We start from the raw sequence: 26,911 nt of genomic DNA, 5'->3' as shown, positions 1-26,911 counted from the left end.
CGGGTGTGCGTGCTCAACCCGGCGCAGACGGCCGCGTACGCACGCAGCCAGCTCAGCCGGGTCAAGACCGATCGCAGCGATGCCAAGCTGATCGCTAGCTATGCCCTGCGTCACCGCGAGCAGTTACGCCGTTGGCACCCTGATCCGCCGGCGCTCAAGCAGCTCAAGGCACTGGTGCGCCGGCGCCAGGACTTGCAACAGATGCTGCAGATGGAGCGCAACCGGCTGGACGTCGCTCCGGCCCAGGTGAAGGACTCGATCCAGGTCCATCTGGCCGATCTGCAACATCACATCGCCCAGATCGAGCAGGCCATCGATGACCATATCGACCAGGATCCGACCTTGCGGGGGCAACGCGAGTTACTGGTGAGCATCCAGGGCATCGCCGACACCAGTGCGGCCTTGATGCTGGCTGAGCTTGGCGATGTGAGGCGCTTTGCCGATGCCTCGGCGGTGACCGCCTTCGCCGGCCTGAATCCGTGCCTGCAGGAGTCGGGCGACCGCAAAGGCCATGTCTGCATCTCGCGCACCGGCTCGCCCCGCCTGCGCGCGGGCCTGTTCATGCCGGCCCTGGTGGCCATGACCCACAACCCGGTCATCCGGGCGCTGAAACAGCGGCTAAGCGAACGCGGCAAAGCCGGCAAGCAGATCGTGTGCGCCGCTATGCGCAAGCTCCTGCACCTCGCCTATGGCGTCCTCAAATCGGGCACCGCGTTCGACCCGAAAAGGGGCCTTGCCTGCTAGGGGGTAAGACGGTATCTACGAGGACAACGCCACGTCCCGCTGAGCCGCGGCAAAGCGCGTTGCTCGAAGCTCCCTCAGCCACCGACGCCGAGCTTGCGCAGCGCCTCGCCCCAGATCGCGTAGCCCGCTTCGCTGGGATGGGTGCCATCAGGCATCAGCGCCGCCGGCAGCGTGCCGTCCGGCTGCAGGAAGCGCGCGCCGATGTCGAGCCAGCGCACCTGCGGGTCGTGACCGAAGCGCGCGGCCAGCAGGCGGTTGGTCTCCAGGATCGGCGCACGCTGCGGCGCATCGGCGGCGAAGCCGCGCGGGAAGATCCCCATCAGCACGATCCGGCTGCGCGGCAGGCGCCGCCGGATGTCGGCGACCACCGCCGCCACGCCGTCGGCGGTCTCCTGCGGCGTATTGGTGCGCGCATGTTCGGTGCCGGCGAGATTGTTGGTGCCGAGGTTGATGACCACCCAGCGCGGCGCCAGACCGTCGACCTCGCCCTGGCGCAGCCGCCACAGCACGTTCTGGGTGCGGTCCCAGCCGAAGCCCAGATTCAGCACCCGCGCATCGCCGAAGGTGCGCTGCCAGGCCTGCGGCCCGCTCACCCGGATCGCCTGCGGCGCGCCAGCCCAGAAATGGGTGATCGAATCGCCGAGCATCACCACCTGCGGCCGCAGCTGTCGCGCCGCGTCCAGCGCGGCACGGTGGCGGCCGTACCAGTCGTAGGAATCCTGCTCCAGCCAGGGCACCGGGATGCGTGCGGTATCGATGTCGGTCATCGCGTCCAGCGGCACCCGCGGCGCTTCGTCGAGCAGCCGTGCCAGGGTCGGCTCGATGGCTTCGGCCATGCGCCGCTGCCCGCGCGTGTCCGGGTGCAGCGCGCCGCTACCCGGACGCTGCCGCGGGTCGTAGAACAGGCCCTGCTCCAGCGTGCCGTCGGCGCGCTGGAACACCGTGCCGATGTCCAGATAGGCCACGCGCGGATGGTCGCCGTAGCGCACCGCCAGCGCGCGGTTGACCTCGGCATCGCGCGCGCTCTTCTGCGCCGACAGCGCGCTGGGCAGCAGGCCCAGCAACAGGATGCGCGTGCGTGGCAGGCGCTGCTCCAGCGTGGCCACCACCGCATCGATGCCGCGCACCGTGTCCGCGGCGCTGTGCCCGTCGCGGCCGGTGTTGTTGGTGCCGATCAGCAGAACCGCGACCTTGGGCCGCAGACCGTCGACTTCGCCGTGCTGCAGGCGCCACAGCACGTGTTCGGTGGCGTCGCCGCTGAAGCCGAGGTTGAGTGCGCCACGGCTGCCGTAGAAGGTCTGCCAGGTCGACTGGAAGTCCTGGTCCGGCGCCTGCGCCTTCTCGTAGTTCTGGGTGATCGAATCGCCGATCAGCAGCAGCGGTGCATCCGGATGCGCGCGCACCTGCGCCAGCACTTGCTGATGACGGTCGGCCCACCAGGCTTCCTGCAGGCGATCGGCCGGGGTCACCGGAACCTGGGAGGCCGCGGGCGGCGGCGCGGCCTGGACGCTGCCCGGATGCGCAGCGAGACAGAGCAGCGAGAGGACGGCCGCACGCGGGAGCGATACGGCGAAGCGGGCGCCGAGGGCGCGGAGAAAGCGCTGCATGTGCGGGGCTGCCGAAGCCTGCGAAGAGCCGCATTCTGGTGTGCGGGCCGCAGCAGCGGCAAGTGCCCCGCGCCGGAGCGCGACGCCGGGCACGCATGCCGTGCCGGCAGCGTTGGCACGGCATGCCGGGCGCTACGCCAGCGTGCAATGGGACGCACGCGACGCGATCGCATCACCGGCGCGGACTGTCTGCAGCCCGCGCCGGCCGAACCCCGGACTCAGTGGCCGCCGGCCGCCGCCGCGCCACCACCGCCGCCGAACGGCGGCTTGGCCAGCCACAGGAAGAAGATGATCCCGAGGAAGGTCCAGCCCAGCAGGTAGAAGATGTCGTTGAAGCCCATCTGCGAGGCCTGGTGGTTGATGGTGTTGTTGAGAAAGGCCGCGCCGCTCTGCAGGCTGCCGTTGCCCATCATCTGCACCTGTTCCTGCATGCCCGGCGTGTAGGTGGAGATGTGCTCGGTCAGGTGCGCATGGTGCAGCTGCGTGCGCTTGGCCCACAGGTAGGTGGTCAGCGAGGCGGCGAAGCTGCCGCCCAACGTACGCAGGAACGTGGCCAGGCCGGAACCGGCGGCGATCTCGCGCCCGTCCAGGTCCGACAGCAGGATCTGCAGCACCGGCATGAAGAACAGCGCCACGCCCACGCCCATCAGCAACTGCACCCCGGCCACGTGCGGGAAATCCACCTGCAGGTTGAAGTCCGAGCGCATGAAGCTGGTGGCGGCCATGAAGATGAAGGCGATACTGGCCAGCATCCGCAGGTCGAAGCGCGAGGCGTACTTGCCGACGAACGGGGTCATGATCACCGGCAGGATGCCGATCGGCGCGGTGGCCAGGCCGGCCCAGATCGCGGTATAGCCCATGTCGCGCTGCAGCCACTGCGGAATCAGCAGCGACACGCTGAAGAACGCGGCGTAGGCCACGATCAGCGCCATGGTGCCGGCGCGGAAGTTGCGGTGGCGGAACAGGCGCAGGTCGACGATCGGATCCTTGTCGGTCAGTTCCCAGATCAGGAACACCGCCAGCGCCACCGCCGAGATCGCGGCCAGCACGATGATCTTGGTCGAATTGAACCAGTCTTCGTCGTTGCCCAGGTCCAGCACCACCTGCAGGCAGCCGACGCCGATGATCAGGGTGATCAGGCCGACGTAGTCCATGCGCGGGCGTTCGGTCGGCTCGGGGCGATCGCGCAACTGCGAGCCGACCACGGTCGCGGCGATGATGCCCAGCGGCACGTTGATCAGGAAGATCCATTCCCAGCTGTAGTTGTCGGTGATCCAGCCGCCGAGGATCGGCCCGGCGATGGGCGCGACCACGGTGATCATCGCCAGCAAGGCCAGCGCCTGGCCGCGTTTCTCGCGCGGGTAGATCGACACCAGCAGGCTCTGGGTGATCGGGTACATCGGGCCGCAGACGAAGCCCTGCAGCGCGCGCGACACCACCAGCATGCCCATGCTCTGGGCCAGGCCGCACAGCAGCGAGGCCGCGGTGAAGGCCAGCGTGGCCCACACGAACAGCTTGGTCTCGCCGAAGCGGCGGCTGAGGAAGCCGGTCAGCGGCAGCGCGATGGCGTTGCTGACCGCGAACGAGGTGATGACCCAGGTCGCCTGCTGCGAACTGGCGCCGAGGTTGCCGGCGATGGTGGGCAGCGAGACGTTGGCGATGGTGGTGTCGAGCACCTGCATGAACGAGGCCATCGCCAGGCCCACCGTGCACAACGCCACACTGGGCGGACGAAACGCGGCGGCCGGTGCGCCCGGAACCCCGGGCGCGGCGGGAGCGGCTGCTTGGTTGGACATGGCCGGGCTCAGTTCGCCTTGGCGGCGTCGGGCAGGTTGGCGTGGATGATCTGCTTCACGGCCGCATCGGCCTGCTGCAGTTGCTGGGCATAGACGTCGGTATCCAGCAGCACGCCGCTGGCCGGCTTGCTCGGCAGCACCGAGCCGTTCTGGTCATGCAGGTTGACGTTGACCTTCATCGACAGGCCGATGCGCAGCGGGTGCTGCTCCAACTGCTTGGCGTCGATGGCGATGCGCACCGGCACGCGCTGCACGATCTTGATCCAGTTGCCGCTGGCGTTCTGCGCCGGCAGCAGCGAGAACGCGCTGCCGGTGCCGATGCCCAGGCTCTGCACGGTGCCGCGGTAGCTCACCGCGCCGCCGTACAGATCCGACTCCAGCTCCACCGGCTGGCCCAGGCGCATGTGCTTGAGCTGGGTTTCCTTGAAGTTCGCGTCCACCCACACCTGGTTCAGCGGCACCACCGCCATCAGCGCGGTGCCGGGCTGCACGCGCTGGCCGACCTGCACCGAGCGCCGCGCCACATAGCCGGACACCGGCGCGACGATGGCGCTGCGGGCGTTGTTGAGGAAGGCCTGGCGCACCTGCGCGGCGGCACCCTGCACGTCCGGCTGGTCGGCCACGCCGTTTTCGTCGATCAGCGCGCGGTTGCGCGCCAGGCTCTCGCGCGACCCGCTGACCGCGGCCTCGGCAGCGGCCAGCTGATCGCGGGCATGCGCCAGCTCTTCGGCGGAGATCGCACCGGTGGCGACCAGGCTGGCGCGGCGGGCCACGTCGGCGCGGGCACGCTGCAGGGTCACCTGCTGCGCGGACAGTTCGGCCTGGGCGCCCTCGACCGAGCGGTACAGACCGCGTACCTGGCGCACGGTGCGCGCCAGATTGGCCTCGGCCTGCTGCAGCGCGACCTCGGTGTCGGCCGGGTCGAGCTTGACCAGCGGCTGGCCGCGCTCCACGCGCATGCCGTCGTCGGCGTCGATGCGCACCACGGTGCCGGCCACCATCGGGGTGATCTGCACCAGGTTGCCCTGCACGTAGGCGTCGTCGGTGTCCTCGTGCCAGCGGCCGACCAGGAAGTACCAGATCGCCAGCGCGATCAGCACCAGCACCACTACCACGGCCAGGCCGCGCAGCAGCTTGCCGCGCCGGCTGGTGGCGGGAGCGGGGGAAGCGGGGGTCGTTGTCTGATTCATTGCAGCGATCTCAGGAATGCGAAGGTGCGGAAGAAGAAGAGCTCGGCGCGTCGGCGGCGGAGGTGGCGTCGTAGCCGCCGCCCAGCGCCTGATTCAGGCGCACCGAGACCAGGATCTGATTGGATTGCAGCGAGGCCAGGCGCTGCTGCGCGTCCAGCAACTGCTGCTGCGCGCTGAGCACGTCCAGGTAGTTGCCGATGCCGGCGCGATAGCGCTGCTGCGACAGGTCGAAGGCGGCCTGCGCGGTCTCCAGCGCCTGCGTCTGCTGCTGCACCTGTTCGGCCAGCGAACGCGCTGCGTTGACCTGATCGGCCACCTCGCGCAACGCCGCCACCAACGTCTGGTTGTAGTTGGCCACCGCCAGGTCGTACTGCGCATCGCGCTCGGCCAACTGGCTGCGCAGCCGCCCGCTGTCGAACAGCGGCAGGCTCACGCCCGGGCTGAGCAGGCCCAGCACCGAAGAACTCTTGAACAGGTCGCCCGGATTGGTGGCGGCAACGCCGCCCAGCAGGGTCAGATTGATGCTGGGATAGAACTGCGCCTTGGCTGCATGGATGCCCTGCGAGGCGGCTTCCACCCGCCAGCGCGCGGCGACCACGTCGGGCCGGCGGCCGAGCAGGTCGCTGGGCAGCACCGAGGGCACCCGCGCGGCCTGCGGATCGAGCAGGCGCGGCCGCTCGATCTGCAGCCCGCGGTCCGGGCCGCGGCCGAGCAAGGCGGCCAGCGCGGTGCGCGCTTCGTCGATCTGCTGCTGCGCCGCCGCCTGCTGCTGCCGCGCCGCCGGCACCCGCGCTTCGGCCTGGCGCAGTTGCAGGTTGTTGTCGATGCCGGCATCGCGGCGCTGCCGCACCAGCTTCAGGCTGTTCTCCGAGCGCGCCAGTTCGGCGCCGGCCAGGTCGTACAGATGCCAGGCATACCCCAGCTGTACGTAGGCGCGGGCGACGCCGGCCGACAGGTCCAGGCGCGCGGCCTGCGCGTCGACCTCGGCCGCATGCGCCTGGTCCACCGCCGCTTCCCAGGCCGCGCGCTTGCCGCCCCACAGGTCGAAGCCGTAGCTGAAATCCAGCAGCGCCTGTTCGTTATGGAGGTACTTGCCGCCGATCTCGTCGCCGGCCAGGCCCTTGGGCAGTTGCAGGCCGGTGTAGCCGGCCGACAGCGACAGCTTGGCACCGCGGTCGGCATCGGCGGCGCCGGCCTGCGCCTGCGCCAGGCGCAGCCGCGCATCGGCCGCGTCCAGGCTGGGCGTGCCCTGCAGGGCCTCGGCGATCAGGGCGTCGAGCTGCGGGTCGCCCAGCGCCTTCCACCAGTCCTGCTGCGGCCACGGCGCCGGCGCCAGGGCGTCGGCGGCCAGGGTCTTGCCGATGTGCAGTTGGCGATCGGCATCGAGCCGGCGCCCCTGCGGTTCCAGGCCGCGGCTGCTGGCGCAGGCGGCCAGTGCCAGGGTGAGGGCCGCGACCGCGAACGGGCGCAGGCGGGAGAGAGAAGGAGACAGAGTCATGTGGGCGGGTTCAGGGCGAATTGAGGGAATCGCGGACGCGGGCCAACAACGAAAACAGGTGCTCGCGCTCTTCGGCGGACAGATCGCGCAAGGCGTCGGCGATGGCGTCGTCGCCGCGGCGCTTGAGCTGCTGCCACAACGCCTGGCCTTCGTCGGTGAGCACCAGCCGCAGCGCGCGGCGGTCCTGCGCGTGCGCCTCGCGGCGTACCCAGCCCAGGTCTTCCAGCTTGTCCAGCAGGCGCGTCACCGCGCTGGGGTTCTGGTCGATGGCCTGGGCCAGTTCGTTGGCGGTGCACGGCGCCATGTGGGCCAGGGCCTTCATGCCGATGTAGTGGCTGAAGCCCAGGTCGGGCTCCAGCCCGGCCATGGCCTGGTCGAGACGGCGCATCAGGCCGTCACGCACCTGGCGCAGCAGCAGGCCGAACGACGGCGGGCCAGGCAGGGAGGGAGCGCAGTTCATGGGCGCCTATTATTTTCATTTAGAAATATATGTCAAGAAAATATCCCTAAGGAAAGTAGATGCTGCGTTGCAGCGGAGGAACGCTGGCGGCGAACGCACTGTAGCGGCGCGCGGCCATGGCTCGGTATTACAATCCGGACAATGGATATCGAAATCGAGCCATCCCACTCCACCCCCACCCCCGCTACTGCCGGCTCCGACAGCGCCCTGGACCCGCGCGCCATGGAGTGGTTCGAACGCGCCGATGGCCCGCCCGCGCTGGCGTTCATGGCGCATTCGCCGGTGTCGCTGCGGCGCGAGGTGGACTGGCATCGCCACGTGCGCGGGCAGTTGATCTACGTGGAGGACGGCGTACTGGGCACCCGCACCGCGCACGGCCAGTGGTCGTTGCCGCCGGGCTGCGCCGGCTGGATGCCGCCGCAGGAACTGCACACCGTGCAGGTGTCCGGGCGGGTGCGCAGCTACCTGGTGCTGATCCGCCCCGACGTCTGCGCCGACCTGCCGCCGCGGACCTGCGTGATCGGCATGAACGGCCTGTTCCGGGAGCTGCTGCGGCGGATGACCCAGTGGGGCGTGCCGCTGGAACTGGAAGCCGAGCAGCAGCGCCTGTGCGCGGTGCTGCTGGACGAGGTCCGCAACGCCCCGGTCGAGCACCTGCACCTGCCGATGCCGCGCGACCGGCGCCTGCTGCGCATCGCCACCCAGTTGCTGGAAACCCCCGCCGACGACCGCTCGCTGGCGCAATGGGCGCACTGGGCCGGGCTGTCGCCGCGCAGCCTGAGCCGGCACTTCCGCGACGAGACCGGCTTCGGCTTCGCCGGCTGGCGCCAGCAGGCGCGGCTGGCCGAGGCGCTGCGCCGGCTCAGCGATGGCGCCAGCGTCGCCGATACCGCCTTCCGGCTGGGCTACAGCAGCCCCAGCGCCTTCGTCACCGCCTTCCGCGGCCGTTTCGGCCATCCTCCGGCCCGTTACCTGGCCAGCGCCGGCGGCACGCGCGGCTTGGCATCGCCGGCCGCATCCGGATAATCGACCGGCTGACCTGCGGCGCCTGGCGCCGCGTCCCCCTATAGGTACTTCCCACGCATGACCGATCTCGCCCGCCCCGCCTTCCACGGTTTCGAACAGCTGCCGCTGCGCGAATACGCCGAACGCGCCTACCTCGACTACTCCATGTACGTGGTGCTGGACCGCGCCCTGCCCTTCCTCGGCGACGGGCTCAAGCCGGTGCAGCGGCGCATCATCTATGCGATGAGCGAGCTGGGCCTGAACGCGACGGCCAAGCCGAAGAAGTCCGCACGCACCGTCGGCGACGTGATCGGCAAGTACCACCCGCACGGCGACAGCGCCTGCTACGAAGCGCTGGTGCTGATGGCGCAGCCGTTCTCCTACCGTTACCCGCTGATCGAAGGCCAGGGCAACTTCGGCTCCACCGACGACCCGAAGTCGTTCGCGGCGATGCGCTACACCGAATCCAAGCTGACCCCGATCGCCGAAGTGCTGCTGGGCGAACTGGGCCAGGGCACGGTGGACTGGTCGCCGAACTTCGACGGCACCATGGACGAGCCGACCTGGATGCCGGCGCGGCTGCCGCACCTGCTGCTCAACGGCACCACCGGCATCGCCGTGGGCATGGCCACCGACGTGCCGCCGCACAACCTCAACGAGATCGTCAGCGCGCTGATCCGCCTGCTCGACGACCCCGACGCCAGCGTCGCCGACCTGTGCGAACACGTGCGCGGCCCGGACTACCCGACCACCGCCGAGATCATCACCCCGGCCGCCGACCTGCGCACCCTCTACGAGACCGGCCATGGCAGCGTGCGCGCCCGCGCCACCTACCAGAAGGAAAACGCCAACATCGTGGTCACGGCGCTGCCCTACCAGGTGTCGCCGTCCAAGGTGATCGAGCAGATCGCGCAGCAGATGCGCGCCAAGAAGCTGCCGTGGCTGGAAGACATCCGCGACGAGTCCGACCACGCCAACCCGGTGCGGGTGGTGCTGGTGCCGCGCTCCAACCGGGTCGATGCCGACCAGTTGATGGGCCACCTGTTCGCCACCACCGACCTGGAGCGCAGCTACCGGGTCAACCTCAACGTGATCGGCCTGGACGGCCGTCCGCAGGTCAAGAACCTCAAGACCCTGCTGGAGGAATGGCTGCGCTTCCGCAGCGACACCGTGGTGCGCCGCCTCAACCACCGGCTGGAGAAGGTCGAGCGCCGCCTGCACCTGTTGGAAGGCCTGCTGGTCGCGTTCCTCAATCTGGACGAAGTGATCCGCATCATCCGCAGCGAGGACGAGCCGAAGCCGGCGCTGATCGCGCGCTTCGCGCTCAGCGAGGAACAGGCCGACTACATCCTGGAGACGCGCCTGCGCCAGCTGGCGCGGCTGGAAGAGATGAAGATCCGCGGCGAGCAGGACGCGCTGGCCAAGGAACGCGAGCAGTTGCAGGCGGTGCTGGCCAGCAAGACCAAGCTGAAGAAGCTGATCAAGGACGAACTGATGGCCGACGCCAAGAAGTTCGGCGACGCGCGGCGCTCGCCGCTGGTGCAGCGTGGCGCGGCCCAGGCCATCGACGAGACCGAACTGGTGCCGAGCGAGCCGATGACGGTCGTGATGTCGGAGAAGGGCTGGATCCGCGCGGCCAAGGGCCACGACGTGGACCCGGCGGCGCTGTCCTACCGCGACGGCGACGGTCTGCTGGCCGCGGTGCGCGGACGCAGCACGCAACAGGTGGCGTTCCTGGATTCGGAAGGCCGTGCCTATTCGACCCTGGTGCATACCCTGCCCTCGGCGCGTGGCAATGGCGAACCGCTGACCGGACGCTTCTCGCCCGCGGCCGGCGCGTCGTTCCAGGCGCTGGCGAGCGGCGAGAGCGATTCCCGCCTGGTGCTGGCGTCCTCGCACGGCTACGGCTTCGTCACCCGCTTCGAGAACCTGACCAGCCGCAACAAGGCCGGCAAGGCCATGCTCAACCTGACCCCGAACGCCAAGGTGCTGCCGCCGGCACCGGTGAGCGGCGCCGGCAGCGACCGCATCGTCGCGGTCACCAGCGCCGGCCACCTGCTGGCCTTCCCGGTCGCCGACCTGCCCGAGCTGGACAAGGGCAAGGGCAACAAGATCATCGACATCCCCAAGGCCAAGCTCAGCACCGAACGGGTGGTGGCAATCGCCGCGGTGGCGCCGGGCAACACCCTGCTGGTGAAGAGCGGCCAGCGCACCATGTCGCTGTCGTTCAAGGACCTGGACGCCTACCTCGGCGCCCGCGCCAGCCGCGGCGGGCTGCTGCCGCGCGGCTGGCAGAAGGTCGACGATCTGGCGGTGGAGTAAGCGCGGCTTCGCTGGACGAACGTCCAGAGCCGGCATGGCAATCATCTCAACGAAGGACCGTAACGATGAACGAGAACGTGATCAATGCCGACAATGACGCTTCCTTGATGGCCAGGGTGGAGCGGCTGGAGCAACAACTCCAGGCCAAGGATCAACGCCTGCGCCGTGCCGTGACCGTCAACCGGGTGCTGCTGTTCGGCGTCGCCGCCCTGGTAGTCGCCAGTGCCGGTGCCATCACCAGCGTCGGCGAACAACTGAGCCAGTACATGGATTTCTCCAGCACGCCGGTGTCCACGCCGGCGCTGGACACCTCGGTGCGCTGGGGCCGGCGCGATGCGTCCAATGTCGGCCCGGGCTACACCAACGAGATCCTGTCGCTGATCTCCGAGTCCGACCAACAGAACTCCTATAGTTGGCCGCTCTACATCCAGCTCAATGCGACCACCCATCCCAGCGCGACCCAGAACAGTTCGCAGAGCGTGGGCGCCACGGTCCGCGCGTTCCAGCGCAGCACCGGTTCGCCGTGGCTGGCGGGTTTCCACAGCGAACTGTTCCACGGCTACGACGGGATCGCGGGACAAAACGTCGCAACGCACGGCACCAGCATCCTGTTCAACGGCGAACTGACCTCCTACACCAACGGCGGTTCCACGATCGGCCTCAATCTGTTGAACACGCCTGGCTCGAGCGTTGCCGGCACGCATGCGATCCAGATCCAGCCAGGCACGCACGGCTGGCAGAACGGCATTCACTTCGACAGCGGCGCGCTAGGCAATGTCGGCATCAACTTCGACCAGTCCACCTACAACATGGGCATCGACCTTGGCGACAACAGTCTGAGAATGAATGCCAATCAGCGCATCATCCTCGAGAAGTACGGCAGCGTGTATCTGCGCTACAACAGTGCGAACGAAAAGGTGGAACTGGTCAAGAAGGGCAGCGTCGTCGCTTCCTGGTGAGGCATTGAGCGGGTCGACACTGTCCGCGTCGGCCAGCAGGTCCGTTTTTATCGTAGGAGCAACTTCAGCCGCGATGGCTCAGCGTGTCGCGGCTGAAGCCGCGTTTCACTGATTCACACCGATGTAAGCGCCGCGTGTAAGCGCCGCGTCCGTCCGCGTCGCCTGGGCTGCACCATACGCGGTCGCCAGTGCGCGAATGCGCACGGCCACATCGGCGTCGACCGGCGTGTAGACGATCATGCCCAGGTCCGGCCGGCCCTCCACGGCGAAGGCCGAGTACTCCAGCGCGATATCGCCGAGCAGCGGATGCCTGAGACGCTTTTCGCCATCGCCCTCGCCGTGGCTCAGCACCTCGTGGTCGTGCCACAAGGCCGCGAACTCGGCGCTGAGCGCGCACAGTTCGGTCACCAGGGCTGCCGCGTCCGACGCGACGCCAGCACGCACCACGTCGGCACGAAACGCACCCACCACGAAGCGTGCCACCCTGCCCCAATCGTGCTGCTTGGCACGGGTGGCGGGATGACAGAACAGGAAGCGCAGGATGTTGCGCTCGCCGACCGGCAGTTGGCCGTAGTCGGTTAGCACCACGGCCGCCGCGCGATTCCAGGCCACCACGTCCCAGGTCGGCGTCTTGACGATGGCCGGACTCGTTTCCAGCGCATCGAGCACGCGCTGCAGCCGCGGGGCGACGCCCGTCACCGCGCGGTAGCGCACCTCAGGCTGGCGCCCCAGCGCGACCATGAACAGGTGGTCGCGTTCGGCCTCGGTCAGCAGCAGCGCGCCGGCGATGCGCTCCAGCACCTGCGCCGACGGCGCGCCCCCGCGCCCCTGTTCGAGCCAGGTGTACCAGGTCGGGCTGATGTTGGCGCGCTGCGCGACTTCCTCGCGGCGCAGGCCCGGCGTGCGCCGACGACCGGAGAAGCCGAAGCTCGCGGGGTCGAGCCGGGTCCGCCGGCTGCGCAGGAAGTCGCCCAGGGAATTGGCTGGATCGGAATTCATGGCAAGCCTGTTAATCGTTTTACTACGATGATGTCCCTACTTTAACGGGATAAGCGAATACCGGAGAGTCGCTCGCACTGACCCAATGGAGTTCACGATGCGTATCTTTCTGACAGGCGCGACTGGTTTCATCGGCTCGGCCCTGGTTCCCGAACTGCTCCAGGCCGGCCATCGCGTGCTCGGCATGACCCGATCGGAGGCCGGCGCGCAGGCGCTGCGCGCGGCCGGCGCCGAGGTCCACCACGGCACGCTCGAGGATCCGGACAGCCTGGAGCGTGGTGCCGCCCAGGTCGATGCCGTGATCCATGCGGCGTTCGACCATGATTTCAGCAACTTCGCCGCCAACTGCGAGAAGGACAAACGCGCGATCGCGGCGCTCGGCGCGGCGCTGAAGGGCTCCGATCGCCCGCTGTTGATCACCTCGGGAACGGGCGTGGGCAGCGGCGAACACGGTGCGCCGGCCAGCGAGGACGTGTTCAACGCCACGCACCCGAATCCGCGCATCGCCTCCGAGCAGGCCGGCAACGCCTTGCTCGAGGCCGGCGTCAATGTCTCGGTGATGCGGCTGCCGCAGGTCCATACCCCGTACCGGCAAGGGCTGATCACGCCGCTGGTGGCGATCGCGCGCGACAAGGGCGTGGTCGCCTATGTCGGCGACGGCAGCAACCGCTGGCCAGCCGGCCATCTGTCCGACGCGGTGCAGCTGTATCGTCTTGCGATCGAGAAGGCGCAGCCCGGCGCGCGCTATCACGCGGTCGGCGAGGAAGGCGTGCGCATGCGCGAGATCGCCGAGGCGCTCGGGCGCGGCCTGAAGCTGCCGGTGGTGTCGATCGCGCCGGGCGAGGCGGCCGCGCATTTCGGCTGGATGGCGATGTTCGTGCAACTCGACATGCCGGCCTCGAGCGCGCTGACGCAGGCCAGGCTCGGCTGGACGCCGACCGGCCCCACGCTGATCGCGGATCTCGACGAAGGCACGTTCGCCGCCGCGCCCTGATCGCGGCCGCAGCGGCATGCGTACCAAGTTGCAGGCGCCGCGCCTTGTGCGCTGACGCCTCGCCTGCTGGCGGCCGTGTGGCGACGCGTGGTTCGCGACGTCGGCTGCCGCGCCTTGCGGTTCGGTTCCCTGGCCGCGTGCGCCAAGCAGGAGCCCACATCAGGAACCGCAGCCGAGGCTCACCCAGCCGATGCTCCATCGCGCAGCTGCTCGATATGGCTGGCGATCATCGCCGCCACGGTGTCGGCCACCGCGCGGGCGCTCAGGCGGGTGTCGAACAACAGTTCCACGGTGGCGTAGATCAGGTCGACCACGATGCGGCTGACCAGTCGCAACTGGCGCGGATCGGCGTCGGGAAAGGCCTCGCTGAGGAAGCGCACCTGGCCCTTGGTCACCTGCGCATGCGAATCCAGGCGCACCTGCTGCAACGCCGGCACCGCGCGCAGGGCGCGCAGCACCCACACTCCGCCCTCGGTCGCCTTGGTGACGCGGTAGGTATCCAGCACCAATCCGGCCAGCGCACGCTGCAGGTCCTCGCGCGTGCCGCTCATCGCCGGCAGGGTGATCCACTTGGGGATGAGCTGGTTCTGCCGCTCCATCAGCCGCCGGCCCAGTTCCGACAGCAGCGCGTACTTGTTGGGGAAATAGCGGTACAACGCCGGCGGCGTCAGCCCGGCACGCGCGCACACCAGGTTGGTGGACAGCCGCTCCACGCCAACGTCGCCGAGCAGTTGCGCGGTGACCGAAAGGATCTGTTCGTAGGTCTCGGTGGCGCGATGCTGGGCCGGCACCTTGTTCCCGGTCAGGCGCGGGCGGTGCGGTGCGGGAGGACGCGGCGTGTCGGCGGGCATGGGATCTCGATGGTGGTGAAGCGGCAGGCGCCGCGGTGGCGGCACTACGCCAGCCTCACGGCACGCATCGCCGCGGCAATGGGTGCGCGGACTGCGCCGCGAGGTCGCTGCACGCGCCGACATCGCATCTTACCGCGCCCGCACCTGGCACACCGGTAACGCCGCTCAGCGCCGCGCCAGCCAAGCGCTGAGGCCGGCCGCCAGCCGCTGCTGCAACGCGCTGTACGGAGGAAAGAATGCCTTGACGATGGGCAGGCGGCCGCCCTGCAGCAGTGCGCGCTCGTGCGAGAAGGTGCGGAAACCGTGTACGCCGTGCGCGCTGCCGAACCCCGAGGCGCCAACGCCGCCGAACGGCAAACCGCTGTGCACGAACTGCTGCAGGCAATGGTTCACGACCGCGCTGCCGGAACTGGTACGCGACAGCACCCGGGCGATGCCGGCGCGGTCGCGGCTCCACAGATACAGCGCCAGCGGCTTGGGCGCGGCGTCGAGGCGGTCGAGCACGTCGTCGAGACGTTCGAACTCGATCACCGGCAACACCGGACCGAAGATCTCTTCCTGCGCGATCTTCGCCTGCGCTGGCACCTGGGCCAGCAGCGTCGGCGCCACGTAGCGCCGCCCCGCGTCGTGCTCGCCACCGGCCAGCAGCTGCGCGCCGCCGGCGCGCGCCTCGTCGATCAGTGCGGCCACGCGCGCCGCATGCGCCGGGTGGATCATGCGCGCCAAGTGCGGACTGGCGGCGACCGCCTGCGCATCGGCACCGTAGCGCTGCGCCAGCAGGGCGCGGCAGTGGTCGAGCAGGCGCGCGCTGACGTCGCGATGCACGAACAAGGTATCCGGCGCGATGCAGGTCTGCCCGGCGTTGACCAGCTTGGCCCAGACGATCACCTCGGCGGCACGGCGCAGGTCGGCGCTGCGGTCGACGATCACCGGCGACTTGCCGCCCAGCTCCAGTGTCACCGGGGTCAACTGCCGCGCTGCCGCGGCCATCACCTGCCGGCCGACCGATGCCGAGCCGGTGAAGAACACATGGTCGAACGGACACGCCAGCAAGGCCTGCGCGGTCGCCGCGCCGCCCTGCACCAGGGCCACCTCCTCCGGCGCGAACGCTTCCTCCAGCACCGCCTGCAGCACCGCATTGACCTGCGGGGTGAACTCGGAGGGCTTGATCAACGCCGTGTTGCCGGCGGCCAGCGCCGACACCAGCGGCCCCAGCACGGTGGCCACCGGGTAGTTCCAGGGCCCGATGATCAGGCAGCGGCCCTTGGGCTGGAACGCGATGCGCGCACGCGTGCCCAGGGCGAGCAGGGTCGGCGCGACCTTGCGCGGACGCATCCAGCGCGGCAAGTGCGCGATGGCGGTGGCGATCTCGTCGACCACCGGCAACACCTCGGTCAATTCGACTTCCAGCGCGGGCTTGGCGAAATCGGCGGCGAAGGCCGCGATCAGCGCCTGCCGCCGCGCCAGCAGCGCATCGCGCAGCGCACGCAGATGTGCGCGCCGTGCGTTCGCCGAAGAGTTGCGCCAGGCCAGCGCGGTGGCCTGCTGCGCGGCGAACAGCGCCGCGATCGTCTCCGGCGCGGTGTCCTGCACGGGCTCAGGCGACATCGCCACGCTCCTGCTTGTCGGACATCGGCCATCGCCCTGTGCGTGGCAGCATCCTGCCCTGCACCACGCGCGGCCTGCCGGCGCGCGTCGCGATGGCGACCAGCGCGCTCACACGGCCACCATCACCGCGCATGCGATCCAGCCTCCACGACGGCCGGACGGTGTTGCCGCCGGCCGATCCACAGCGCCAGCAGCGCCGCGGCCAGCGCAAATCCCAGGCCGACCAGCGGCACCGGCGCCGGATCGTCGGCGTGCAGCAGCAGCGAGGCCAGCAACGGCCCGCAGGCCGATCCGATCAACTGCGCGGCCGGCACCAGCACCGCCACCCGCCCCTGCGCATCGGCGCGCAGCGCCAGACCCACATGGAACGGCATCAGGAACATCCAGGCGAAGCCGAACGCTACGCACACCGCGGCAAAGCCCAGCGCCGCATTGCCGGGAACCCGGTACATCGCCGCGGCGACCAGGCACAGCGCCACGCTGCCCAGGGTCAGGGTCGCCGTCACCGACAACCGGCGCACCCAGTAGATCGCCGCCAGCCCGCCGACGATCTGCATGCCCAGCACCCACGAGGTCTGCAGCTGCGCCGCGTGCGCATCCAGCCCCGCGCGCAGCGCCAGCGGCTCCAGATAGGCCCACAGCGCGCCGATCGCCGACATCTGCAGGAAGGCGACCAACAACGGCGCCAGCGTCGCCGGCGACCAGCGCAGCCTGGCGGTGGCGGTCGCCGCGCAGTGGGCAGTGGCTGCGGGGGCCAGGCGCGCCGGCGCCGGCAGCGCCGCCGCCAGCGGCAGCACCAGCAGGCAGGTCGCGGCCATCGCGACGAAACCGCCCTTCCAGCCGGCCGCCGGCAACACCCACAGCGCCAGCGCCGACGCCAGCGCGATCTGCGCCAGCGCCTGCAGCACCATGAACACCGCGGTGATCCGGTCCGGCGTGGCCGCGCGCACGATGCTGACGGTGGCCACCCAGACCAGCAGGCCCTCGGCCAGGCCGGCGATGGCGCGCAGGGCGACGAAGGCCGCATCGCCCTGCGCCTGCACGGTGGCCAGGTTCAGCAGCGCCGCCAGCAGCGCCGCCACGATCGCCGTGTTGCGCTGCCAGGACACCGGCAGTAGCGCATCCCCCAGCGCCACCCCGATGCCCAACGCGATGATCTCGCCCATCGCCACCACGCCCACCCCGGGCAGGGTGATCAGGTGCTGTTCGACCAGCGCGCCGAGCACGATCGGCTGCACGCCGAGGATCAGCAGGGCGATGGCGCCGATCGACAAGGCCGCGGCGAGCGGACGCGCCGCCTGCGCGGCCGCGGGCAGGATGGACGTTGGAGAGGGCGTGGCGGTCATCGCAGCGATTCCTCAATACCCGGTGGTTTCGGCCGGCAGTTCGCCTGCGGCAAAGGCCGCAGCGGTACGCGCCTGGTCCTTGCGCAAGCGCCCGTTGGCGATGCGCCGCACCCACCATGGCAGTTCCCGCACCTGCCCGCCGGTGGCCGCGGCAAGCACATAGGCCTTGGCGCACTTTTCGAACAGTTCCACGTTCAGTGCCAGCCGTTGCGCACTGGTCCCCAGGCACAGCGGGCGCCCGCCCAGCAGCAGGGCGTTGCCGATCTGCGACGGCGCACCGGCCAAGGCGTCCGCGGCCGCCAGCGGCGCCGGCATCGGCCCGATGTGCCGGGCCTGCTCGTCGAACACCTGCGGCAGCACGCCGCCGACGTCGGCCAGGCGGTTGCCGAATACGCCGGCCGACCAGGCGCTGGCCCCGATATCGGGACGCCGCAGGTAGACCTGCGCGTGCACCTGCGCCGACGCCGGCATCGCCGGGTCGCGCCAGTCCAGCCACTGCGGCCGCTCCGCGTCGAGCGCGCCGCAGCACATCGCCGTGGTGCCTGGGCAGCGCAGCGAAAGCGCTGCCGCATCGTCGCCAAGCAGGCGCTTGGCCACGAGCCGCTCGCGGGTGTGCAGCCACAGCGCTTCGATTTGCGGGACGGTGGGCATGCGCTACACCAGCTTGAATACGTCGTCGAAGCGATTCAGCGCCTCGTCGACCACCGCGTCGGTATCGGCACGGCTGGTGTAGATGCGGCTGCCGGCCAGGGTGATCAGCCCGTGTGCCGAATACGCCGCGCCCATCTCCTCCATCATGTGCTTGCGCTCCTTGGCCTCGTTGCGCACGCGCCACAGCTTGTACAGGTTGCCGGTGTCCAGCAGCAGCACGCCGGAGGTCTGCAGGTGCACGATCGAGCCCATGTTGTAGACCACGTACGGCAGGCCGAGACGGCGGATGATCGCCTCCAGGCCCTGGCGCAGGCGATCGCCGGCCCGGCCGGCCTGGCCGGCGGCGTCGCTGCGCTGCGCTTCCAGCAAAGCGTGGTAGCCGGCCACGCAGGACAGCGGATTGGCCGACAGCGTGCCGCCGACGAAGGCGCGTCGCGCGGTGGTGCCGATGCCGCCGACCAGGCTCATCATCACCTCGCGGCGGCCGCCGATCGCCCCGGCCATCGGATAGCCGCCGGCCAGGCATTTGCCGAGCACGGTGATGTCCGGCAGCACCCCGAAGTAGCCCTGCGCACCGCCCGGGCCGAGCCGGAAGCCGGTGACCACTTCGTCGAAGATCAGCAGCGCGCCGAACTCGTCGCACAGCTTGCGCACCTGCCGGTTGTAGTCGTGGTGCACCGGCCGCGTGCCGCTCTCCGGCCCCAGCGGCTCCAGCAGCACCGCCGCGGTGCCGCCGCGCAGGCGATTGAACTGCAGCTTGCGGCGCAAGGCCTCCAGATCGTTGGGATGGCATTCCTGGGTGTAGGCGGTGGCGCCGCGCGGGATGCCGATCGCCTCCATGCGCCCGGTGCCCGGCAGGCGCATGCCGTACACCAGCTGATCGCTCCAGCCGTGGTAGGCGCCGCCGATCTTGATGATCCATTTCTTGCGGGTGTGGGTGCGGGCCAGGCGCACCGCGCCCATCACCGCCTCGGTGCCGGAGCCGAGCAGGCGCAGCATCTCCACGGCCGGCATGCTGGCGCAGACCAGTTCGGCCAGCTTGACCTCGTACTCGTGCAGCAGGCCGGTCACCGGGCCGCACTGGTCCAGCACCGCCTGCACGTGCTCGCGCAGTTCCGGCGGATTGGAGCCGAGCAGGGTCGGACCACCGGCCTGCAGGAAGTCGATGTAGCGGTTGCCGTCCACGTCGGTCAGGTACGCGCCCTCGGCGCTGTGCATCGCCAGCGGGAACGGATGGTTGAACGCCAGGTTGTGCTGCACGCCGCCGGGGATCACCTGCTTGGCCGCCTCGCCCAGGCGCCTGGAGCCCTGGCAGCGCTCGTCGAAATAGCGCATCACCTTGGCCATGCCGGCGGCGCCGATCGGGCGCATCGGCTGGTTCACCAGTGCATGGAAACGCGCGTACAGCTGGTCCACATCGGGCCATTGCGAAATGGCGGGAGTCTGGCTCATGGTCGGTGCCGGGTTCGGGGGAACGGAAACGGAAAGGGCGTGCATGGGTTCAGGCCTCCAGTGCGGTGAGGACGGCGCGCAACGGCGCAGCCATTCCGGCGTCGTGCAGCGCGCGGCGTTCGATGCGGCGTGCCAGGTGATCGCGCGCCACCTGCTCCAGCGCATCGACCGCCGCCACCGCCTGTTCCAGGCTGCGGCCGCAGCACAGCACGCCGTGGTTGCGCATCAGATAGGCGTTGCGCGACGGGCGCAGTTGCCGCGCCAGCAGCCAGGCCAGCAACCCGGTGCCGGACGGGAAGTAGCCGACCATCGGCACGCGCGCGCCGATTACCGCCTGCAACGCGGTGTCCTCCACCGGCAGCGCCGCGCCAAGCAGCGCGCAGGCGCTGGCCACCGGCTGATGGGTGTGGATGCTGCAGGCCACGTCGGGCCGGCGGCGCAGCACCTGCGCATGCAGCCCGGTCTCCACCGACGGCGTGGCGGCACCGTCCAGTTGCCGCAGATCGGCCAGGCGCACCACGCAGATGTCCTCGGCGCGCATCGCCAGGTAGTCGGTGGCCGACGGCGTCACCGCGAAGCGCTCGGCGTCCAGGCGCAGCGCGACGTTGCCGCCGGTGCCGGCCAGGTAGCCGCGCCGCGACAACTCCACGCACAGCGCGACCACGCGCGCACGTTGTTCATGGGCAAACATGCTGGGGAACCTCCGGCACGCACTCGGGAGCGGGATTCATGCGCCGGTAGATCGGCGCCAGGGTGCGCTGCAATTCGCGGAACGTCGCATAGCGGTCGTCGTATAGCGCGCGGTTGCGCGGCGACGGCTCGTATACCCGGCGCGCGCGTTGCAGCGCCGGCAGGTCGGCGAAGCGCAGCCGGCCCAGGCCAACGCCGGCGATGAAGGTGGCGCCGATCGCATTGGCCTGGATCGGGTTGTGCAGTTGCCGGATCGGCTGGCCGCCGACGTCGGCGATGATCTGGCACCACAGGTCCGACTGCGCGCCGCCGCCGACCGCGGCGATCACGCCGGGATCGCGCCCGAGCAGGCGCGCGAACGGCTCCATCATCCAGCGCGTGTTCAACGCCACCCCTTCCATGAAGGCGCGGATGATGTCCTCGCGGGTATGCATCAGCGACAGGTTGACCAGCCCGGCGCGCAGGCTGTGGTCCTCCACCGGGGTGCGCTCGCCGAACAGCCACGGCATGTACACCAGGCCATTGGCCCCGGGCGGCACGCGCGCGGCGATGACGTTGAGCACTTCGTACACGTCCGGACGATCCTCGTCGCGGAGCAACTCATCGGGATGGAACAGGATGCGGTCGCGCAGGAACGACAGGTTGGCGCCGGCGGTGGACTGCAGCGCGGTGGCCAGGTAGCGCCCGCTCACCGCGCACGGCACCGCGGCGATGTTGCTGAACACATCGGTCTTCATCCGCGGCACGTGCGCGCCCAGCCATGACGAAGTGCCCAGGTACAGATGCGCGGCATAGTCGTCGACCGCCGCGGCCACCGCCACCGCCGAGTTGTCGATGGCGCCGGCGATCACCCGGGTCTGCGGCGACAGCCCCAGTTGCGCGGCCACCTGCGGCAGCAGCGGCCCCAGCACCTCGGTGGAGGCCACCAGGTCCGGCAGCTTGTCGCGCTCGATGCCGAGCAGCCGCAGCAAGCCATCGTCGTAGCGGATGCGCATCGGGTCGCGGTTGTCGGTGACCCAGGTGGTCAGCACCGAATCGGCGGTGGCGCAGAAGCGCCCGGTCAGCCGCAGGTTGAGATAGTCCAGCGCGTTGAGGAACTTGTGCGTGCGCTGGTAGCGCTGCGGTTCGTGGTCGCGCAGGTAGGCGATGTGGCCGGCGCAATCCTTGCCGCTGCCGGCCGGCGCGCCGCCGCTCAGGCGCAGCCAACGCAGCAGCTTCAGCGGCGCATAGCCGCGCACGTTGAGCCAACGCCCGCGCAGGCGCCGCGCGATCGCCGCCTGCCCGCGCATGTCCAGCCACAGCATGGCGTTGCCCAGCGCCTGGCCGTCGTGGTCCACGCACACGGTGCACTCGCCCTGGGTCGAGCAGCACACCGCGGTCACCCGCCGGCGCAGCGCCTCGCCCCCTTGCAGCACCGCCGCGGCGGTGACCAGCAGCGCGTTCCACCAGTCGCGCGGATCCTGCTCGGCACAGACCCCGTGCACGTGCAGCGGCACCGGTTCGAACGCCCAGGCGATCACCTGGCCGTCCAGCGTGACCAGCGCGCACTTGCAGCCGGAGGTTCCCAGATCCACCGCCAGCACCAGCGGCTGGTCGCCGCCACGGTCGGCATCGAGCAGTTCGCTGCGCATGGGTCAGAACGTGTAGCCGATCGAGGCCACGAGGGTGTCGCCGTCGGTCTTGCGGATGCGTCCGCCGTCCTGCACCCAGTACAGTTCGTGCGCGTTGACCCGGGTGCTGACCCAGTCCAGGTTCCAGTCCAGGCCCCAACGCTTGTGGGTGACGCCGATCTGGTAGTCGGCGAAGCTGCCCTCGCTGAAATTGCGCAGCTTCTGGTAGCCGGCGTGCAGGCGCAGCGTGGTCGACGGCAGCACCGACGGCAGCAGCGGGGTCTGGTAGTTGAGATCGCCCAGCAGGGTGCCGCGCGAGTCATGTTCGCCGCGGGCGAAGCAGCGCAGCGCCGTCGTCGGGTCGGCGGCGAACTGCAGGATCTGCGCGCACACGCCGCCGGTGTCGGCGCCGCGGTAGGTCTTGGAGAACACGTACAGCACGCGGCCTTCGATCGCGCCGTAGCCGAGTTCCAGCACGCCGAAATTGCTGTCGTAGTCGGTGCGGCGGACATCCGCCGGCGTGCCGGTCTGCAGATCGATCCGATGCGGGGCCAGGAAGCTGGCGCCGGGGAAGCGCTCGGTGGCCAGGCCGACGCCGGCATGCCAGGCATCGGGATTGCCGAAGCGGTAGCCGGCCGCCGCGGTGATACCCAGGCCGTCGCCGTCGAGGAACTGCTTCTTGCTGACCTTGGCCACCTCCAATAGCGCAACGAAGCCGCTGGCATGCACGAACTGGGTGGTCCACTTCAGCGACGGACGCATCAGCGAGTCGGACACGCCTCGCGTGCGCTGCTCGCTCATCAGCTTGATCTGGTTCTGGAACTCGTAGTTGACCATGCCATCGGTCTCGGCCTGCTGGGCGTGGGCCTGGGCGCAGCACGCGCCGTGCAGGGCCAGTGCGCCCGCGAGGGTCGCCATGAAGCGGACTGCCGTCATCTCAATCTCCCCTGGTTCGCTGAGGAAGGTGGGACGTGCGGTGGCCGTCGTCGGCCCCGCACGTCGATGGCGCCGGCGCGTTGCGCGCGCGGCGAGTCAACTACTTGGCGCAGACCGGCGTGCTGGGCAGCGCCTGCACGCGGGTGAAGCGTTCGGTCTCGCCGAGCACTTCCACGCCGACGAAGGCGCGCAGGTCCAGCGACTTGCCGCTGGCGCGCAGCGTGGCCTTGTAGCGCTTGCCGCTGCGCGGATCGAAGGCCCAGCCGTCGCGCCAGGTGTCGCCGTCCTCGCGGCCCAGGCGCGCGATCTGCACGCCGCAGGTATCGGTGGCGGTGCCGGCGTCCTTGTCCCAGACGATGCGCCCGCACAAGGCGCTGGCCGCATCCGCGCAAGGCGCGAACTCCACCACCGCATCCTTGGCCGCGGTCAGCCACAGCCCCTGCGCCGCGGCCGGTGCGGCGCCCGCCGCGGCCGGCACCAGCAGCCATCCCGCGACGAACGCACCGACCGCGCCGTACCGCTTCATTTCCAGATTCGCCTGCATCGAACGCCCCCTCGCCATCGCGCAATTCAGTAGTGAAAACTACCGTATAGCGATCACTACTGTTTTGCAAGCATTGCCGGTACGGCGCTTGGCGCGGACCTGACGAGGCGCGCAAATGCCTGGATTTCAAGGGATTCCGTGCGTAGCGCCATGCCGGCGCCGGCCGTTTTTTGCGGCATTGCAACAGCAGCCAGCGGGGGCTTCGAAGTGGCTCGGTGCGCTTTGTGGCCGTGTCCCAACCCTTCAGGCCGACTGAATCCGTCGATCGCACGTCCTCGGACAACGCAGCCACGCGTGCGCAGCCGAACACGGTCGGCAACGGCACGAAATGACCAGGGAAGCGAGGTTGGTCCGCGTTCGCTGCAGTCTGGCTGCAGCGACCAACGCGACGACATCGATGACACGCATCGCCCGCGAGTGCGGCAGTGCCGATGCGGGCCAACGAGAGAGATGGCGACGGGTACGATCGACCGGTCGCAAGCAGCCGGCGATGGCGCGGCCGCGGTGGCGGGAAGCTCCCGCTCAACGCATCGGCGCCTCCCGCAGGCGGGAGGCGCGCGCCTGGATCAGGCGTCCTTGCCGGACACGTGCCCGTCGATCTTCGAGGTCTGGTACAGCGCCATGCCGATGCGCTTGATCAGGCCAAGCTGCTGCTCCAACCACCACGCATGGTCTTCCTCGGTGTCGCGCAACTGCGCCAGCAGCACGTCGCGGCTGACGTAGTCGCCGTGCTGCTCGCACAGCTTCATGCCGGCGGCCAGGTTGGCGCGCACTTCGTACTCGACCTTCAGGTCCTTCTCCAGCATCTCCTCGACCGTGCGCCCGGGTTCGAACGCATGCGGACGCATGTCCGGGTCGCCCTCCAGGAACAGGATGCGCCGCAGCAGCGCATCGGCGTGCTCGGTTTCCTCTTCCATTTCATGGTTGATGCGCTCGTACAGCGCCTGCAGGCCCTGGTCCTCGTAACGCCGCGAGTGGATGAAATACTGGTCGCGCGCGGCCAGTTCGCCGCGCAGCAGCTCCTTGAGGCATTGCACAACGTCGGGGTGTCCCTTCATGGGGCGGGCTCCGTGGGGTCGACTGAGGGCGCCATAGTGCCCGATGCCGCCACGCCGCGTTCCAATCGGAATCATTCACATCCCGACTCGCACGTCCGCGATGCGTGACCCCGCGCACAGCGCGCCGCACCTACGCGGGAACGACACGCACTCGTGTCTAGAATCGGAGACTTGCCTATCCGGAGAGAGACGATGCGCGGTCGATGGAAACGCCTGCTGCTGGGGACGCTGCTGCTGGCGGCGGCCGTGGCGCTGGGCGTCTGGCTGCTGCTGCGCGGCAGCCTGGCCACGCTCGACGGCACCGCGCCGCTGCAAGGCCTGCGGGCGCCGGCGAGCATCCAGCGCGACGCGCTGGGCGTGGTCACCATCGATGCCGCCGACGAGGCCGATGCGATGCGCGCGCTCGGCTACGTGCACGCGCAGGAACGCTTCTTCGAGATGGACCTGCTGCGCCGCGCCGCCGCCGGCGAACTGTCCGAGCTGGTCGGCCCACATGCGCTGGGCGTGGACAAGGCGCGGCGCGCGCAGCGCCTGCGCGCCCGCAGCAGCGCGCAACTGGCCACGTTCGCCGGCACGCATACAGCGGCGCTGCAGGCCTACAGCGCCGGCGTCAACCAGGGCCTTCACGCATTGCGGGTGCGGCCCTGGCCGTACCTGATGCTGTTCGCCACGCCGCGCGACTGGCAGCCGGTGGATTCGGCGCTGGCCGGCCAGGCGATGTACTTCGATCTGCAGGGCAAGCAACTCGAGCGCAAGCTGGACCTGTACCGCCTGCAGCAGCGCTTGCCGGCGCCGCTGTATGCCTTGCTGCGCCACGAAGGCAGCAGTTGGGACGCGACACTGGACGGCAGCGTGCGCGGCGACGCGGTGCTGCCCGATGCCGGCCAGGTCGATCTGCGCCGCCTGGCCGACGCGCCCGCGCCGGCCGCGACGGAAGCGGTCGCCACCAGCGCGCCCGGCAGCAACAACTGGGCCATCGCCGGCAGCCGCACCGCCGACGGCCGTGCCATCGTCGCCAACGATATGCACCTGGCCCTGCGCGCGCCCAGTCTGTGGTTCCGGGTGCGCCTGCGCTATGCCGATGCGCAGGCGCCGGGCGGCCGCGTGGAGGTGTCGGGGTTCTCGCTGCCGGGCCTGCCGGCAGTGATCGTCGGCAGCAACGGCCACATCGCCTGGGGCTTCACCAACAGCTATGCCGATACCGCCGATTGGTACCGACTGACCCCATGCGCCGCCGTGGCCCAACCCGGCTGCACGCCGGTCACCGTGCATCGCGAACTGATCCGCGTCTCCGGCGCTCCCGACACCACGCTGCAGGTGGAGGACACCGCTTACGGCCCGATCCTGCAGCACGAGCCGGACGGCAGCGCGCTGGCGCTGCGCTGGGCCGCGCAGTTGCCGGGTGCGCTGAACCTGGGCCTGGCCGACTTCGCCCGCACCGAGACGCTGGGCAGCGCCTTCGCCCACGCGCAAGCCATCGCCACGCCGGCGCAGAACCTGGTGCTGGCCGACCGCGACGGCCACATCGGCTGGCGCGTACTCGGCCCGCTGCCGCTGCGCGGCCCGCACTGCGCGGCCGATGCGGTGATGCACGACGTGCGCGCGACGGTGCCGGCGCAGGCCCGCTGCGCGCCATGGCCGCTGTCCACCACCCAGTCGCCGCAGCGCATCGATCCCGCCGACGGGCAACTGTGGACCGCCAACGCTCGCGTGGTCGGCGGCGCCGAACTGGCCCCGATCGGCGACGGCGGCTACGCGCTGGGCGCGCGCGCGCAGCAGATCCGCGACGACCTGCGCCTGCACCCGCATCTCGACGAACAACAGTTGCTGGCGATCCAGCTCGACGACCGCGCGTTGTTCCTGCAGCGCTGGTGGGCACTGCTACGGCAACGCGATGCCGGCGCGGCCACGCCGGCGCTGCACGCCGTCGCGCAGGCGGCCGCGCACTGGGAAGGCCGCGCCAGCACCGGCTCGGTCAGCTACACCCTGGTGCGCGCATGGCGCCTGGCGGTACTGACCCGGATCCGCGACGGCCTGATCGCGCCGGCCCGGACAGGATCGGACGCCGATGCCGCGCCACCGCCGCTGCCGCAACTGGAAGGCGTGGCCTGGCCGCTGCTGCAGCAACAGCCCCTGCACCTGTTGCCGCGCCGCTACGGCAGTTGGCAGGCGCTGCTGGAGGACGCCGCCGCCGAGGTGCGCACGACGCTGCAGGCCGACGGCCCGCTGGACACGCGCCGCTGGGGCCAGCAGAACCGTGCGGCGATCTGCCACCCGCTGGCGCAGGGCCTGCCGGCGCCGCTGCGTGGCTGGCTGTGCATGCCGGACACGCCGCTGGCGGGCGACGACGACATGCCGCGGGTGCAGCGCCCGGCCTTCGGCGCCTCCGAGCGCATGGTGGTGGCGCCGGGCCACGAGGCCGACGGCATCGTGCACATGCCGGGCGGCCAGAGCGGCCATCCGCTGTCGCCGTTCTGGGGCGCCGGCCACGCCGACTGGGTGCAGGGCCGCGCCACAAAGTTCCTGCCCGGTCAAACCCGGCACACGCTGACATTAAGCCCGTCCACGCCACAATGACCCGATGTTTCCGC

At 70.1% G+C, this 26,911-nt stretch carries 22 protein-coding genes; 6 read left to right on the top strand and 16 right to left on the bottom strand.

What is annotated here, in order from left to right; all coding sequences use genetic code 11:
• Positions 1 to 744: IS110 family transposase (locus tag GGR64_RS11365; RefSeq protein ID WP_184645862.1), on the top strand; the 744-nt coding region annotated here is incomplete at its 5' end.
• A 74-nt stretch (positions 745 to 818) separates the two neighbouring features.
• Here the strand turns inward: GGR64_RS11365 and GGR64_RS11360 are convergent.
• From GGR64_RS11360 to GGR64_RS11340, 5 genes are all read right to left on the bottom strand, one after another.
• On the bottom strand, positions 819 to 2,351 hold the full coding sequence (locus GGR64_RS11360; protein WP_184645861.1) for a GDSL-type esterase/lipase family protein: 1,533 nt from the start codon (positions 2,349 to 2,351) through the stop codon (positions 819 to 821).
• A 218-nt stretch (positions 2,352 to 2,569) separates the two neighbouring features.
• Positions 2,570 to 4,147, bottom strand: coding sequence for a DHA2 family efflux MFS transporter permease subunit (locus tag GGR64_RS11355; protein ID WP_160965710.1), 1,578 nt, complete (start codon positions 4,145 to 4,147; stop codon positions 2,570 to 2,572).
• An 8-nt stretch (positions 4,148 to 4,155) separates the two neighbouring features.
• Entirely contained in the window at positions 4,156 to 5,337 is a 1,182-nt protein-coding gene (locus GGR64_RS11350) for an efflux RND transporter periplasmic adaptor subunit (protein ID WP_160965708.1), read from the bottom strand.
• A gap of 10 nt (positions 5,338 to 5,347) precedes the next feature.
• On the bottom strand, positions 5,348 to 6,835 hold the full coding sequence (locus GGR64_RS11345; protein WP_184645859.1) for an efflux transporter outer membrane subunit: 1,488 nt from the start codon (positions 6,833 to 6,835) through the stop codon (positions 5,348 to 5,350).
• A 10-nt stretch (positions 6,836 to 6,845) separates the two neighbouring features.
• The gene (locus GGR64_RS11340; RefSeq protein ID WP_160965704.1) at positions 6,846 to 7,295 is read right to left on the bottom strand and encodes a MarR family transcriptional regulator; all 450 of its coding nucleotides are present in this window, start codon (positions 7,293 to 7,295) and stop codon (positions 6,846 to 6,848) included.
• 222 nt (positions 7,296 to 7,517) lie between these two features.
• Here GGR64_RS11340 and GGR64_RS11335 point away from each other — a divergent pair, with 222 nt between their 5' ends.
• From GGR64_RS11335 to GGR64_RS11325, 3 genes are all read left to right on the top strand, one after another.
• Positions 7,518 to 8,321 (top strand): helix-turn-helix transcriptional regulator, encoded by an 804-nt coding sequence (locus GGR64_RS11335; protein ID WP_184645928.1) that lies wholly within the window; start codon positions 7,518 to 7,520, stop codon positions 8,319 to 8,321.
• A gap of 57 nt (positions 8,322 to 8,378) precedes the next feature.
• Positions 8,379 to 10,622: a DNA topoisomerase IV subunit A gene (parC, locus tag GGR64_RS11330; protein ID WP_184645857.1), complete on the top strand. Its 2,244-nt coding sequence runs from the start codon at positions 8,379 to 8,381 to the stop codon at positions 10,620 to 10,622.
• Positions 10,623 to 10,687: 65 nt separating this feature from the next.
• Positions 10,688 to 11,581 carry a hypothetical protein gene (locus GGR64_RS11325; protein ID WP_184645855.1) on the top strand — a complete coding sequence of 298 codons (894 nt, stop codon included), beginning with the start codon at positions 10,688 to 10,690 and terminating at the stop codon, positions 11,579 to 11,581.
• 105 nt (positions 11,582 to 11,686) lie between these two features.
• On the opposite strand, the gene GGR64_RS11320 is transcribed toward GGR64_RS11325, so the two are convergent.
• Entirely contained in the window at positions 11,687 to 12,580 is an 894-nt protein-coding gene (locus GGR64_RS11320) for a helix-turn-helix transcriptional regulator (RefSeq protein WP_184645853.1), read from the bottom strand.
• 97 nt (positions 12,581 to 12,677) lie between these two features.
• Between GGR64_RS11320 and GGR64_RS11315 the strand changes: the two genes are divergently transcribed.
• A complete protein-coding gene (locus GGR64_RS11315) occupies positions 12,678 to 13,574 on the top strand; it encodes an SDR family oxidoreductase (RefSeq protein ID WP_184446776.1) in 897 nt (298 codons plus the stop codon).
• 179 nt (positions 13,575 to 13,753) lie between these two features.
• Here GGR64_RS11315 and GGR64_RS11310 read toward each other — a convergent pair whose 3' ends face one another.
• From GGR64_RS11310 to bfr, 10 genes are all read right to left on the bottom strand, one after another.
• Positions 13,754 to 14,425, bottom strand: a complete 672-nt coding sequence (locus GGR64_RS11310) for a TetR/AcrR family transcriptional regulator (RefSeq protein WP_184645851.1) — start codon at positions 14,423 to 14,425, stop codon at positions 13,754 to 13,756.
• A 165-nt stretch (positions 14,426 to 14,590) separates the two neighbouring features.
• A complete protein-coding gene (locus GGR64_RS11305; protein ID WP_184645849.1) occupies positions 14,591 to 16,033 on the bottom strand; it encodes an aldehyde dehydrogenase family protein in 1,443 nt (480 codons plus the stop codon).
• Between the two features lie 122 nt (positions 16,034 to 16,155).
• Positions 16,156 to 17,307, bottom strand: a complete 1,152-nt coding sequence (locus GGR64_RS11300) for an MFS transporter (RefSeq protein ID WP_184645926.1) — start codon at positions 17,305 to 17,307, stop codon at positions 16,156 to 16,158.
• A gap of 84 nt (positions 17,308 to 17,391) precedes the next feature.
• Positions 17,392 to 18,030 (bottom strand): hypothetical protein, encoded by a 639-nt coding sequence (locus GGR64_RS11295; protein WP_184645847.1) that lies wholly within the window; start codon positions 18,028 to 18,030, stop codon positions 17,392 to 17,394.
• Between the two features lie 3 nt (positions 18,031 to 18,033).
• Positions 18,034 to 19,482 carry an aminotransferase class III-fold pyridoxal phosphate-dependent enzyme gene (locus GGR64_RS11290; RefSeq protein WP_184645845.1) on the bottom strand — a complete coding sequence of 483 codons (1,449 nt, stop codon included), beginning with the start codon at positions 19,480 to 19,482 and terminating at the stop codon, positions 18,034 to 18,036.
• Between the two features lie 49 nt (positions 19,483 to 19,531).
• Complete coding sequence (locus tag GGR64_RS11285; protein ID WP_184446781.1) at positions 19,532 to 20,173, bottom strand: class II aldolase/adducin family protein; 642 nt, start codon at positions 20,171 to 20,173, stop codon at positions 19,532 to 19,534.
• Positions 20,160 to 21,803, bottom strand: coding sequence for an FGGY-family carbohydrate kinase (locus GGR64_RS11280; protein ID WP_184645844.1), 1,644 nt, complete (start codon positions 21,801 to 21,803; stop codon positions 20,160 to 20,162). Before GGR64_RS11280 ends, GGR64_RS11285 begins: the two co-directional genes overlap by 14 nt.
• Before the next feature lie 3 nt (positions 21,804 to 21,806).
• The gene (locus tag GGR64_RS11275) at positions 21,807 to 22,700 is read right to left on the bottom strand and encodes a TorF family putative porin (RefSeq protein ID WP_184645842.1); all 894 of its coding nucleotides are present in this window, start codon (positions 22,698 to 22,700) and stop codon (positions 21,807 to 21,809) included.
• A 118-nt stretch (positions 22,701 to 22,818) separates the two neighbouring features.
• Positions 22,819 to 23,244, bottom strand: coding sequence for a DUF2147 domain-containing protein (locus GGR64_RS11270; RefSeq protein ID WP_184645840.1), 426 nt, complete (start codon positions 23,242 to 23,244; stop codon positions 22,819 to 22,821).
• 584 nt (positions 23,245 to 23,828) lie between these two features.
• Positions 23,829 to 24,320 (bottom strand): bacterioferritin, encoded by a 492-nt coding sequence (gene bfr, locus GGR64_RS11265; RefSeq protein ID WP_160965686.1) that lies wholly within the window; start codon positions 24,318 to 24,320, stop codon positions 23,829 to 23,831.
• Positions 24,321 to 24,512: 192 nt separating this feature from the next.
• Here bfr and GGR64_RS11260 point away from each other — a divergent pair, with 192 nt between their 5' ends.
• On the top strand, positions 24,513 to 26,897 hold the full coding sequence (locus GGR64_RS11260) for a penicillin acylase family protein (protein ID WP_184645838.1): 2,385 nt from the start codon (positions 24,513 to 24,515) through the stop codon (positions 26,895 to 26,897).
• Positions 26,898 to 26,911 lie beyond the last annotated feature (14 nt).

It is taken from the genome of Xanthomonas sp. 3307 (genome assembly GCF_014199735.1).
Classification (GTDB): domain Bacteria; phylum Pseudomonadota; class Gammaproteobacteria; order Xanthomonadales; family Xanthomonadaceae; genus Xanthomonas_A; species Xanthomonas_A rydalmerensis.
This window is presented reverse-complemented; position numbering and strand designations above follow the sequence as displayed.

Bases quoted from the DNA above. Each gene is read 5' to 3' on its own strand.
- GGR64_RS11290 (WP_184645845.1), bottom strand. From the start codon at position 19,482: ATGAGCCAGACTCCCGCCATTTCGCAATGGCCCGATGTGGACCAGCTG.
- GGR64_RS11295 (WP_184645847.1), bottom strand. From the start codon at position 18,030: ATGCCCACCGTCCCGCAAATCGAAGCGCTGTGGCTGCACACCCGCGAG.
- GGR64_RS11280 (WP_184645844.1), bottom strand. From the start codon at position 21,803: ATGCGCAGCGAACTGCTCGATGCCGACCGTGGCGGCGACCAGCCGCTG.
- GGR64_RS11315 (WP_184446776.1), top strand. From the start codon at position 12,678: ATGCGTATCTTTCTGACAGGCGCGACTGGTTTCATCGGCTCGGCCCTG.
- GGR64_RS11320 (WP_184645853.1), bottom strand. From the start codon at position 12,580: ATGAATTCCGATCCAGCCAATTCCCTGGGCGACTTCCTGCGCAGCCGG.
- GGR64_RS11345 (WP_184645859.1), bottom strand. From the start codon at position 6,835: ATGACTCTGTCTCCTTCTCTCTCCCGCCTGCGCCCGTTCGCGGTCGCG.
- bfr (WP_160965686.1), bottom strand. From the start codon at position 24,320: ATGAAGGGACACCCCGACGTTGTGCAATGCCTCAAGGAGCTGCTGCGC.
- GGR64_RS11305 (WP_184645849.1), bottom strand. From the start codon at position 16,033: ATGTCGCCTGAGCCCGTGCAGGACACCGCGCCGGAGACGATCGCGGCG.
- GGR64_RS11325 (WP_184645855.1), top strand. From the start codon at position 10,688: ATGAACGAGAACGTGATCAATGCCGACAATGACGCTTCCTTGATGGCC.
- GGR64_RS11340 (WP_160965704.1), bottom strand. From the start codon at position 7,295: ATGAACTGCGCTCCCTCCCTGCCTGGCCCGCCGTCGTTCGGCCTGCTG.
- GGR64_RS11360 (WP_184645861.1), bottom strand. From the start codon at position 2,351: ATGCAGCGCTTTCTCCGCGCCCTCGGCGCCCGCTTCGCCGTATCGCTC.
- GGR64_RS11270 (WP_184645840.1), bottom strand. From the start codon at position 23,244: ATGAAGCGGTACGGCGCGGTCGGTGCGTTCGTCGCGGGATGGCTGCTG.
- GGR64_RS11355 (WP_160965710.1), bottom strand. From the start codon at position 4,147: ATGTCCAACCAAGCAGCCGCTCCCGCCGCGCCCGGGGTTCCGGGCGCA.
- GGR64_RS11285 (WP_184446781.1), bottom strand. From the start codon at position 20,173: ATGTTTGCCCATGAACAACGTGCGCGCGTGGTCGCGCTGTGCGTGGAG.
- GGR64_RS11350 (WP_160965708.1), bottom strand. From the start codon at position 5,337: ATGAATCAGACAACGACCCCCGCTTCCCCCGCTCCCGCCACCAGCCGG.
- parC (WP_184645857.1), top strand. From the start codon at position 8,379: ATGACCGATCTCGCCCGCCCCGCCTTCCACGGTTTCGAACAGCTGCCG.
- GGR64_RS11335 (WP_184645928.1), top strand. From the start codon at position 7,518: ATGGAGTGGTTCGAACGCGCCGATGGCCCGCCCGCGCTGGCGTTCATG.
- GGR64_RS11275 (WP_184645842.1), bottom strand. From the start codon at position 22,700: ATGGCGACCCTCGCGGGCGCACTGGCCCTGCACGGCGCGTGCTGCGCC.
- GGR64_RS11260 (WP_184645838.1), top strand. From the start codon at position 24,513: ATGCGCGGTCGATGGAAACGCCTGCTGCTGGGGACGCTGCTGCTGGCG.
- GGR64_RS11310 (WP_184645851.1), bottom strand. From the start codon at position 14,425: ATGCCCGCCGACACGCCGCGTCCTCCCGCACCGCACCGCCCGCGCCTG.